Source organism: Halobacterium sp. KA-4, assembly GCF_021028995.1.
GTDB lineage: Archaea > Halobacteriota > Halobacteria > Halobacteriales > Halobacteriaceae > Halobacterium.
On the sequence record NZ_JAJJZG010000016.1, the window covers coordinates 72,003 to 82,873 of the forward strand.

Consider the following 10,871-nt stretch of genomic DNA (forward strand, 5'->3'; position numbering starts at 1 on the left):
CGGCTTCCGGTGAGCAACATGAGTGTCTCGGTGCTGGCCCCGTCGCAATCAACTGGCGGTCTCTTGGCTGTCATCGAAACCGATAAACCAGCGCGCTCGGAACGATAGGTGTCGGCTTGCCCGTACTCCCCACACCGATCTGGAGACGTACGGAAAACCGTTCTAATTTTCAGTAGTATTTGGTAGTATCCGGGTAGAACCGGTAGCACTGGCGAGAACGTGCCGTGTCACACTACCGCTGGCCTGCCGCGAGGCCGTGTTACTACTATTGGTTTGATGCAGTCCACCCGTACCTGCCTCACGCCGTGTCGTAGTGAGTGACGACGCACGGAACTGAGGCAGTCGGGTCTGCCGACCACTCGCCAAATCCTGTTCTTGTTCGGTGTTGGTCGTAGACTGAACGCCAGATACCGACCCATCAGGGCCGGACGAAGAACGGGCACACACGTCATTCTCGGTAGTTGAGTTAGCGTGTGATGGAAAACTGGCGTGCTTCCCAGTCGAGATATACTCAACCGGGTTCGCCTGTTCCATCCGTGACTCGGACAGGTGCTTCCGCCCGACATTCACTGCGCCGACCACATCGCGGTCGCATTCGTAGCTACACACAGGGCAGTGGAAGTGTCCTCCGTGACGTTGCTCAGTGTGATCGTTTGGCGCTTTCACGGTCTGCCCGTTCTCACCACACTGAGGACAGTGACGTGAGGTGCCCCACGGATTCACCGTCGAAACATCAACACCCAACAGTTCGGCCTTGTAGTCGGTGTATTCGAGTAGTTCAGCGCGTGCCCAACTACTAATCGACCATGCAACACTGCCACTCGTGTTACCGGAGTCTAGTTGGCCGAGCGATTCAAACACGATGGTCTCACAGCCGTATTCAGCCGCCAACCACACCAACTGGTTGGCTACATCGTGTTGAATTTGGGTTCGGAGTCTGCGTTCTTTCTGCCGGGTCTGCTGATACTCACTCAACAGGTGATCGAACCGGTCAGTATGGGCTTTGCCCTGCCGCCGCAGTTCACTGAGACGGTCGTTGATACCTTCCGCATCAGATTTCACTCGAAACAATTTGTCCTTGGAGGGGTGGTCGATGAACTCCGGTGGAGCGACCTGCTTGTGTGTCCCATCCTCGCAGTCATCAAGCACAACGGTCGTCGCCTGCTTTTTCACACCGAGGTCAACGGCCAAGACACGGTTCTCCACTGTGTCTATGCCATTTTCGGGTACGTCTACTGGCACATCTACCGTGTAGCCGTGTTCAGACGTGTGGAGGGTCGGTGCTTTCACGTCACCAACCCTAACCAGTTCGTGAAACCGTGAATGCGTAGGGAACCGAATTTCATGCTCAGTCCAATCATGGTAACTGTCCGGGGAGAGTGAGTCCGGCGCGTTCACCACGAACACGAGGTCGCCGTTTTCGACGGTCAATTCGTGGATGTGATAGTCGCCCTTATCCGGTGCATACGGAAGTGTGCCGTTCGGTTCTGGCGTGCCGACTAGTTCAGTGTATTTCTCAGGGAAGTGGCCGTGTCGATCGTAATACTGGTTGAGTTGTTCGACAACCGATTCTAAGACCCGCCATTCGATATACGGTGTGGCGTCTTTGAACAGTTGGTTGCGGAGTCGTTTCCAGCCAATCTGTTTGATTTTCCGGTCAGCAACCGTGTCAAGAACAAAGTTGAACGCCTGATATTCGTCAGCGTGGGCGTCAAGGACGTGCGTGACGCGGTGATAGACACACCGTTTGAACCGGCTGTAGACGTATTCATCGACGGTCTCGAAAGCGTCGTGGTCGTTGTCTCGGATGTAGGTGTAGGATTGTCCAGTATGGGTTTTGAGTGCGTCGAGATGCTGGTCTGTCCAGTATTCGTCGGTAAGAAGTCGCTGGGTGTGTTTCTGGACGAGTGTGGTGAGACGGTCGCACGCCTCGTGGCAGTCGTCCGGGACGTGGAACTGTTCGGTGAGTTGCATTGCTACTCGTCGTCGGTAGTGTCTGGGGTGGTTGTGCGGACGAGCTTCACGTCAGCGCCAATCCAGTCTTTTGGTGCGGTGACGTGTGCGCCCCCGCTTCCGAATGGTTTGACCTCCCGTTCAACGATTTCCTCACCTTCAATCTCGTAGTGGTCACCCACACCATTCTATATAGTATGCATATGTAAAACGGTTTCGAGTCGGGTCTGAATCGCTACTGGAGGCTACTGTTTCATACTAAATCTCGTAACAGTTATGCCACCCCTACCCACTGTCCCTTAGCCCCACGGGGACCTCGATCGGTTCACGGGCGAGCCGACAGATCCCATCCTTCGCTCTCGCAGCCATCCAAACCTACGCGTAATCAGTAAGGGTTCTTCCGTATTGTCTCCTGGCTAGCGGCAGCTGTCTTGATTTATTCTGAAGTATATGATAAGGGCCCTGACCAAAACGATTATACTTATTCCCACTCTAAGTGGGAATATGGCGAAGGTAGATTCAAAAGGCCGAATCGTCCTCCCAAAAGAGGTGCGAGAACGGCTCGATATTACGCCTGGGACAGAAGTAGCCATCCACGAAGAAGACGGGAAAGCAGTCGTTGAACCCGAAGACAACCCCGAACAGATCATCGAACGCATGGAACAACTCATCACGGAAACGTCTCCCGAGCCAGGAGAGACGATGCCACTTGACGAGGGAGCTGACCCTATTGCCCAGAAGCACAGAGACGCAATCCGAAGAGGAGCAGCGGAAAACAGCGATGAGTGACGCTGATGGACCGTATCTTTTCGATGTCGGCGTCATCGCCCTCGCACACACAGAAACTCCGGTTCGTGAATCTGCGCTCTCGTACGTCCGAGATGCCATCGCTGGCGACATAGAGGCCATTGTTCCGCATCCTGCGCTATTCGGAGCGCACACCGTTCTGACGACGTACTACGGGCGTTCAAACGCAGACGCATCTCGCCTACTCCAAAATTTCATGGACGCGAAACGAATCCATTGGTACGACGGGATATCCGAGGACGTAGTTCAGGGTGGATTTTCTCAGGCAAGTGAAGCAAACGTGGGTGGATGGGACGGCTACTATGCGCAGATAGCGATCGACGAAGGGGTAAATACCATGTTGACGATTGACGACGACTTCGAACAATTTGATGCGTTCGATACCGAGGTTATTCTCTCACCCGACGAATTTAGCGAACTAAACAGGTTTCTTGGCGATTAATTCCCCACTAACCAGATAAAGAAGCATATTGCTCGGACAGCCGCGGTAGCTAGCGTTGGCTCGTCATTCTCGGCGGAGTGCGATGCTGGCGGCTGCGAGGGCAGCAAGTACTGTCATGAGTAGGCCGAACCCAGGGATTGTTGTTGAGATCGTTGTCGTCGTTGTTGGTGGTTGCATTGGTGTGGCTGGCGCTGGCGTTGTGACAGCTGAGGTTGGCGTGGGTGCCGTCGGCGCCGTTGTGGCTGGTTGTGCTGTCGTTGTCGGTGGCACTGGTGTAGTGGTCGGCACAGTGGTGGTCGGCGCGGTTGTAGTCGGCGCAGTGGTTGGGGTCGTTGTTTTCCGTGGGCCGGTGCGCACGGTTACGGTGCGGCTGGCAGCTTCGAGCGCGCTGCCCGTGACGGTGATACGGTACGTGCCCGCTGGTTCCTCAGATAAATCAAGGTGGACGGAGCCACCACTGGTCGTGATACGGTCACCGGCTGCAACTTCCCCCGTAATATTGAGACCGCTTGGATTGCGAACGGTGACGTCAAGCCGGTCGGCCGCCGCGAAATTGTACTGGGCAGTCACGGTCAGATTTTCACCGGTCGGCTCCCAGGCGTTTGTCACATTTGCGCCGTGCTGGTTGGTGAGGGTAACACTGGTTACGCGGGGTTTGGTGACGACGATCTCAAATTCGTCGTCACCGTCACCATCAACGCGATACGCACCAGGGGTTACAGTACCGAAGTCGGCATTTGTCGGATCCGTGATTTCATAGATTTCCCCGTCTGCAGCCCCGCTCGCACCGACGAGTGTGACGCTGTCAGTACCGATCGTACCACCGCCTGTGAGCTGGACGTTGGAAATGTCGAGCGTCTCCCCGACGAACACGCGAACTGGTGGGGACGTATCCGCAGGCTGCTCGCGCGGCGCTGGAACCGCAACAGCACTCCCAGCAACGACAAGGAGTCCAACAACAACGAGGACGGGAAGCGAGGACGTGAATCGCATAGGTGGAATCTAGGCGGCTGAGGATTTAGTTCTCATGGCGACCTGCGCAACAGCGGCGGTGAGCGACGCTCGCTCTGTGTGGCCCACGAGGTTGGAGAGGGTGGCAGACATGATGGGATTTGACCGCGTTCTCCGGTTAGAGCGGTCAGCTGAAGTGGTTGGAGGTCCGCTTGCTATGTGTTGCTGTTGGTGAGTCGGCCGCGTGCTAACTCCCAGACGAATTCGAATGCGAGCCAGCTTGTCGCCCAAATTCCGACCAGGAGGAAGACGATTGTGGTCGTTGAGAGCATTGCTAGTGGTCGGGTGGCGGCGACAAGTTCAGAATACAGCAGGAGGCAGATGGCGCTGGTGACGAGGAGTCCAGCGAAGCTGCAGCAGTAGTGCTCAAGCAGTCCGGCTGTCCCCGATGTTGGTGGTGTGGGTGATCGAGATCGCCCACCACCGCCATGTGTTGTCACCATCCCCCTTCTTGGTAGAGACTAACACGCCAACCACCATAATTGTACTGGTCGATAATTATAGATTCTATATTACTCATCTGGTTGCTCGTACCTAGCGGATCACCAAGAGTTGATAACCAGCCAACGCCACCATCTTCCAGCCAATCCCCGAGGCGCAGACCCCCTCACTGCGAAAACCAAAACCAGTATCACTGCCAGAGCCGATTTTGCGGCACCCATCGCCCAACGCACCACTCAGATTTCCAACGGCCAGACGAAACTATCGGGTGAGCGCGCTCGATGTGCCAATCTCGTCAAGAAACGTCTCGAGGAGTTCGCCCGGACCGGCTGTTGTCTCGTGGACGGGTGGCTCTTGTAGCTCAACCTCAAGCCGGCGGACAGCCTCAAAATCGCCTTCATTGACGATCAGCATGAGGATCGCTGATTGGTAGATTGCAATCGTCCGTTCAGCGTCGACATCAAGATACTCGATCTCAAGATCATCGAGGATGCCGAGGAGATCACAGGGCTGCTCGAACTCACAATGAACCGTCGAACCCGCCTCTTCCGCCATACCTGCGCCTACGCAACTCTCCCACAAGTACCTCGGGCTTCCGCCACTCCCCAACGAAGCCTGCCCAGTCTTCCAACCGCACTCACAAAACCAAGATCCAGCTTACAGGTAGTATTTTATATATCTCGTTTTAGTGGCTACGTGACCAGATTTTGTCTAACAAAGGAAATACACTTAAGATATACCCTGGATATTTTCACTCAAGCAGTCGTACCTGTTTCTATGTCGTTCAGCGTTAGCTGGCACACACTCCTTGACGAACTTGACGACCTGCCTGACGATGCCGAACTTACCACACCAATCTCTCACGATAGGTTCCGTATTACGGACGTACAGGAACACCACGTCGTCATCACGCTTGACGATTCGGGCAACCAACGACCACTCCAGCGCGACCAGTTCGAGACACTCTACCGGCGAATCCAGGATTCGAAGGGCGCGTTCGATATCGGCCGGCTCCCGCCCGGTGCTGACCCATATCCAGCAGTATTGTCCCTCCATCCTCGTTTCGAGATCGACGAACAGCAGGGCGTCATCACCGAGAAAGAAGGACCCACCGCCACACAACTGGCCGACGACGAGCCGGATGGAGACGACAACGGGCGCGGCGAACCCGACGGACTCGACGCGTACTCTGATGCATTGCTGCTCATCGACGCACTCGAACGGAACGACGTGTCCGACCTGACCGAACTGGAGACGAACAACTTGGTGAACATTTACACGCTCTGTTCTGATGTGCAGCGAAACGCGAACGAGTTCCGGAAAGACATCGCCGACGTGTTGCTCGACAGACTCCACCACGACCGACCCGTTCACAGCCAGTACGGCTCAGTTCAGCGCACATCGCGACGCAATCGCTCACTCAAAGACGACGAAGAGGTACTGGATATATTGGCGGAGGCGGGTATCGACCGCGAGCGCGTGACGACTGTTGATTCGAGTAAGGTAGACGAAGCACTTGCAGTGACGGAACTTTCCGAGTCGGACGTGTACGAGATTGAACAGAGCGAGTACGTCCGGAAAGCCGAGGTTGACGAGGAGGTCAAGGAGTCACGCCTCCAAGGGCTGAAAGACCGTCTGGCTGCGAGTGAGGAGGCGGAGACCGATGATTTGCGGCGGGAAATCGAAGCACTCGAAGACCGCATCGACGACCTTACCAGTTTCAGCACTGGAACCCAGATGCAAGGGTAGTTCACTCACTGCACTGTGGCCGGGCTGGGCGAACGAACCACTCGACAAGGGCCTCGGGGTGACGTTCACGATGGTGCTGGCCGATCTGAATCGGTAGGCCGCCGATTCGGTACCGAAATTGAATTCTCTGTCCGCGTCGAAAGATAGCATATGGACGTCGATAGGGACACGATCCGGAGTCGAAGCACCGATGCGGTGTTTGACCGCGGGGTGAACTATCGTGATGAAGGACGCATTCAGCAACTCGATCGGTTCGACGAGCTCGTGACTGCGAGCGTCAGCGGGTCGAAGCTGTACGACGTGACGATCGAGTTCGGTGGACGGAGTATCGACACACAGTGTACCTGTCCGTACGACGGTGGCGGGGACTGCAAGCACGTCGTCGCGGTATTACTGGATATCGCCGCTGGTCCGCCACAGGACGAGAGTAGTCGCGTCGAAGCAGCCTTGGACGAGGTATCGGTCGACGATCTGCGTGGGTTCGTCCGTGACGCCCTCGCCGAACACTCGGAGTTGCGCGAGCAGTTTCTCGCACGCTTTGGCGACGACCACAAATCGGTCGAGGAATACCGCGAGGAAATCGCACAACTGTTCGAGCAACACGCGGATCCAGGCGTGTACGACGCGATCGATTTCTCCCGGTTTTTCGAGATCGCCGAGCAGTACCGTGACCGCGAGCGGTATCTGACCGCTGCGACCGTCTACCGAGCGGTGTTCGAGGAGATCGATGAGAAGTACAACTGGATCGACGGCGCTTACGACCACTACGCAAAGACCAGCCAGATCGCACTTGACGGCTACGCCGACTGTGTGCTCGCGACCGATCCGACTCCCGAAGAGTTCGATACGTACGCTGGCGTGCTTGAGGCGCGGGCGATGACGGAGCCACCGATCAACGACGAGCAGTTCTGGCGCGCACTCGACGACCTAGAGGAGCGATACGAACAGTGATGGCGTCGAACTCTTGGTATCGGAAAGTATTGATACCGCCCTGACATACTGTCTCGTAATGACCGACATCGACCAGTACAAGACCTATCGGGAAGTCGGGACACAATTGAACAGCGACATCATGGAGGCGTACTCTGATCGGGAACTGATCGTAGAAACCGCATCCGAGTTGGATATCGACTTCGACGGGCTGAACCTGGCCTACGAGTTCGAGTCCCAGATGCCGACCCACTTCGAGTTCGCGCTGTACGAATACCGCCGGAACGGGACCACCGCGGCGGAGCGATACCTCGAAGCGGAGCGCTGGGAGAGCAAAACCGAACGGGAGATTCTCGAAGCTACCATCGACGCCGACCCCTCGCTGTTCGAGGTCGAATCTGTCAGCGAGTCAGGGCCCCGTCTGACGGTAACCGATCTGCTCGACGATCGCGAAGAACACACGCTTTTGGACGTCAACCTCAGCCGAACCGCAGAGCCGGGGACGGTGCTGTTTTTCAGACCCGTTCGCTACGACGAGTTCACGACGACCTCGGGCGTCTCGTTCCCGTTTCCCGGCGAGGAGAAAACCCGCCTTCTCGAAGAGCACGACCGTCGAGTAGAGCCAGACGAGTCGAAAGCGGTCTCTCGACAGCGGTTCGTCGCATTCCACGACCTGTATCGTGACCACGGCACCCACATCCAGTACCGGTGAGCAACAATGAGCGAGCCAACAGACCGATTCGTCATCGAAATCGGAACCGGAACGGTCGCACACATCATCGATATGGACGCCGGTCAATCGGAGACAGATTCCCGCTTCTCGCTCGGCTTCAGCGGTCCCGGCGAGAAGATGTGTAGTCGGGGGAACCGTTATCCAGGCGACAAGCGAGTCTCGTTTGCGGAGTTTGCCTCCCACCACGACATCGACAAAGCAGGCTTCGAGGGCGATGCACCTGATGAAATCTGTTCGTACTGTTGGTCGAACACGCGTGAAGAAGTGGAGACAGAGCAAGCGCAAAGCGACCAATCAGTCGCCGAACAGATCGGTACTGTCGGATATCAGCTCCGGTGGAAGCAGAACGGGCGTGCGCGGGAGGAGTGGTACGATATCGTCGTTAGCCCGGAGACGACGATGGCGGAACTGGACAGACTCGTGTGTCGGTTCAGCACGCTTGACGATTTCCACCTCCGGATGTACGGCCTCGAAGACGAGTACCTGGAGTCCAGTCTCAACGTCCTGCCCGACCACCAGTACGAGCAAGCGGGCGACCGGGCGTACACGAGAGCGAGCGAGATGACGATCGCGGACGTCGCCGAACGAGCCCAACTCCGCGAGGGCGACAGACTCAGCCTCGTCTACGACTTCGGGACGCCCACCCACTACTACTGCATCGTCAAGGAGGTCTACGAACCTGAGCGACTCGACGAGGTGCTCGACGACGACGTGAGCACGTCGACCGACACAGCTGCAATTGTCAACGAAAAGAGGCCATGACGAGGGAGACGGACGAACAGCGGGACAAACGCATTCGGAGGGAAATCCTCACCGACGCTTACACTGCCGACGAGCAAGCAATCAGTTGGTGCTACCATCTCGAACGCGAGATGACGTTCCCCTTTCAGGCACGGTGTATCGAGGAGCGAACAATCTCGCCGCTGCGCGAGGGCGAAGAAGTGCCTGTCGTCGAGATGACGGACGAAGTCGTCAGCAGTAGAGAGCTGTTCGCCATCGTGGAGTGGATGGACAGGGAATTCGGCGTGCCATTGTCACAGCTCGAAGTGCTCGACGTGGATCAAGATACTCGGGAGGCAGTCGACGACTGGCACTACTGGAACGCCGACGGCGGCGGATTGGGCTGAACACCCGATCAGTCACGCTTTGCATCGACGGGCGATGCGTACCCTGCCGGTCGTGCGTACGCCACGGGTCGAGTGCGGCCTACTGATCGTCCCGCGGTTCGATCTGGAGCCTGGTATCAGATCGAGATCAGAGTACGCTCTGGCAGCGGCTTCGACATTGTGGCTGAATCCACTATCTTAATTCAGCGAGAGAATCTCGCCGTTCACGGCGTTAACGAGACGCGTTACGTCTCGTTCGCACACCAGAACGCATAGTAGTTCACAGAAGTTTTGGGTACTCCACGTGCCAGGGATAAGGTAGAGAGGCTTTCTTCGACTGAGTCCTCATCCCAGTTCACCCAGAAGTTTCGTTGATCACTAAGCGTTCTGGGGACGGGCGTGAATCCCATCACTTCCCTACGCAATAGATGTGATGAGAGCTAGCTGGATATTCACCGAAGAACCCAGTCATTAAGTCACTGTACTATCATAGGCTATGTATAGTGAATCTGGTCACAACGCGCACTATTACAGCGACACTCACCAACGACCGTGAAGGCGTCGTTCGTGACCTGGATTCACTCGGTCGCTCAGGGAGTAAAATCTGGAATGTTGCTCGGTGGACCACCAGCCGCATCTGGGAACACACGGGCGAAATTCCGGAGGAAGGACCGCTCAAGTCCTACATGAAAAACCAGGACTGCTGGAAAGATTTGAATGCGCAATCAAGTCAGGCAATCGTCGAAGAATTGGCTGGCGCTTTCCAGTCCTGGTTCGAACAAGACGACCCAGACGCAAACCCACCGGGCTACCGCAAACACGGCGACCAGCGACCACGCAGCACGATCACGTTCAAGGAAGACGGCTTCAAACTTGACACCAAACACCAGCAGGTCCGCCTGTCCAAAGGGAAGAACCTGAAAGACGGGTGGAGCGATTTCATCCTCTGTGAGTACGACACCGGTCCAGACACCGATCTCACCGATGTCGAACGTGTCCAGCAGGTCCGCATCGTTTGGACTGGCGATCACTGGGAACTGCATTTCGTCTGCAAAGTTGCCATCAACGCAGACGACGCGTCTGGTGCGAAGACGGCTGGTGTTGATCTCGGCATCTGCAACACGGCAGCTGTCTCGGTTGGCGATGAGACACTGCTGTATCCGGGGAACGCGCTGAAAGAAGATGCTCACTACTTCCGCCAGCAGGAATACGAGACAGAAGGAACGGATGGCCCCAGCACCCATGCTGAATGGGCACGCCAGAAGAAATCCCGGCGGCAGACCCACTTCCTGCACGCAGTGTCGAAAGATATTGTTCAGCAGTGCGCTGACAGAGGTGTCGGCACGATTGCAGTCGGCCACCCCGAAAACATCCGTAGGGATGAAGACTGGGGGAGACACGGAAACAAACGTCTGCACGATTGGGCGTTTGACATTCTGATTCACCAACTCGAGTACAAGGCCGAAGAGCGCGGGATTGGCGTCGAACGGGTTGATGAGTACGAGTTGGCCACGTCAATAACGTGCTGTGAGTGCGGGATGAAAGCGGATGCAAACCGTGTTGAACGTGGGTTGCCTCGTTGAATCACAAGACAGCGTCGGGGTAGGGAAGACTATTCGCAGTTTCACAGCGTCAGAGACGGGTTCTTGACCTCAGAAGATGCAGTAGCTGTCACTCACGGCGGTTGCTGAAGGGTCAC

At 56.4% G+C, this 10,871-nt stretch carries 12 protein-coding genes; 8 read left to right on the forward strand and 4 right to left on the reverse strand.

Annotation, left to right across the window (positions count from 1 at the left end):
* Window positions 1–162: 162 nt before the first annotated feature.
* Together LPA44_RS14330 and LPA44_RS14335 are read right to left on the reverse strand one after the other, a co-directional pair.
* Window positions 163–1,974 (reverse strand): RNA-guided endonuclease InsQ/TnpB family protein, encoded by a 1,812-nt coding sequence (locus LPA44_RS14330; protein WP_230890217.1) that lies wholly within the window; start codon window positions 1,972–1,974, stop codon window positions 163–165.
* A 2-nt stretch (window positions 1,975–1,976) separates the two neighbouring features.
* Window positions 1,977–2,135, reverse strand: a complete 159-nt coding sequence (locus LPA44_RS14335; protein ID WP_230890218.1) for a DUF2080 family transposase-associated protein — start codon at window positions 2,133–2,135, stop codon at window positions 1,977–1,979.
* 322 nt (window positions 2,136–2,457) lie between these two features.
* On the opposite strand from LPA44_RS14335, the gene LPA44_RS14340 reads away from it, so the two are divergent.
* Window positions 2,458–2,742: an AbrB/MazE/SpoVT family DNA-binding domain-containing protein gene (locus tag LPA44_RS14340; protein WP_230890219.1), complete on the forward strand. Its 285-nt coding sequence runs from the start codon at window positions 2,458–2,460 to the stop codon at window positions 2,740–2,742.
* The gene (locus tag LPA44_RS14345; protein WP_230890220.1) at window positions 2,735–3,202 is read left to right on the forward strand and encodes a hypothetical protein; all 468 of its coding nucleotides are present in this window, start codon (window positions 2,735–2,737) and stop codon (window positions 3,200–3,202) included. Before LPA44_RS14340 ends, LPA44_RS14345 begins: the two co-directional genes overlap by 8 nt.
* Window positions 3,203–3,265: 63 nt before the next feature.
* Here the strand turns inward: LPA44_RS14345 and LPA44_RS14350 are convergent, their stop codons facing one another.
* On the reverse strand, window positions 3,266–4,195 hold the full coding sequence (locus LPA44_RS14350; protein WP_230890221.1) for a hypothetical protein: 930 nt from the start codon (window positions 4,193–4,195) through the stop codon (window positions 3,266–3,268).
* 720 nt (window positions 4,196–4,915) lie between these two features.
* Window positions 4,916–5,209 (reverse strand): hypothetical protein, encoded by a 294-nt coding sequence (locus LPA44_RS14355; RefSeq protein ID WP_230890222.1) that lies wholly within the window; start codon window positions 5,207–5,209, stop codon window positions 4,916–4,918.
* 222 nt (window positions 5,210–5,431) lie between these two features.
* On the opposite strand from LPA44_RS14355, the gene LPA44_RS14360 reads away from it, so the two are divergent.
* The 6 genes from LPA44_RS14360 (at window position 5,432) to LPA44_RS14385 (ending at window position 10,755) form a co-directional block, all read left to right on the forward strand.
* Complete coding sequence (locus tag LPA44_RS14360; protein WP_230890223.1) at window positions 5,432–6,403, forward strand: hypothetical protein; 972 nt, start codon at window positions 5,432–5,434, stop codon at window positions 6,401–6,403.
* 150 nt (window positions 6,404–6,553) lie between these two features.
* A complete protein-coding gene (locus tag LPA44_RS14365; RefSeq protein WP_230890224.1) occupies window positions 6,554–7,354 on the forward strand; it encodes an SWIM zinc finger family protein in 801 nt (266 codons plus the stop codon).
* 58 nt (window positions 7,355–7,412) lie between these two features.
* Window positions 7,413–8,045 (forward strand): DUF3141 domain-containing protein, encoded by a 633-nt coding sequence (locus LPA44_RS14370; RefSeq protein ID WP_230890225.1) that lies wholly within the window; start codon window positions 7,413–7,415, stop codon window positions 8,043–8,045.
* A 6-nt stretch (window positions 8,046–8,051) separates the two neighbouring features.
* Entirely contained in the window at window positions 8,052–8,828 is a 777-nt protein-coding gene (locus tag LPA44_RS14375; RefSeq protein WP_230890226.1) for a hypothetical protein, read from the forward strand.
* A complete protein-coding gene (locus LPA44_RS14380; protein ID WP_230890227.1) occupies window positions 8,825–9,193 on the forward strand; it encodes a calcium-binding protein in 369 nt (122 codons plus the stop codon). Before LPA44_RS14375 ends, LPA44_RS14380 begins: the two co-directional genes overlap by 4 nt.
* Before the next feature lie 479 nt (window positions 9,194–9,672).
* Window positions 9,673–10,755 carry an RNA-guided endonuclease InsQ/TnpB family protein gene (locus LPA44_RS14385; RefSeq protein WP_230890230.1) on the forward strand — a complete coding sequence of 361 codons (1,083 nt, stop codon included), beginning with the start codon at window positions 9,673–9,675 and terminating at the stop codon, window positions 10,753–10,755.
* The last annotated feature ends 116 nt before the right edge of the window (window positions 10,756–10,871 follow it).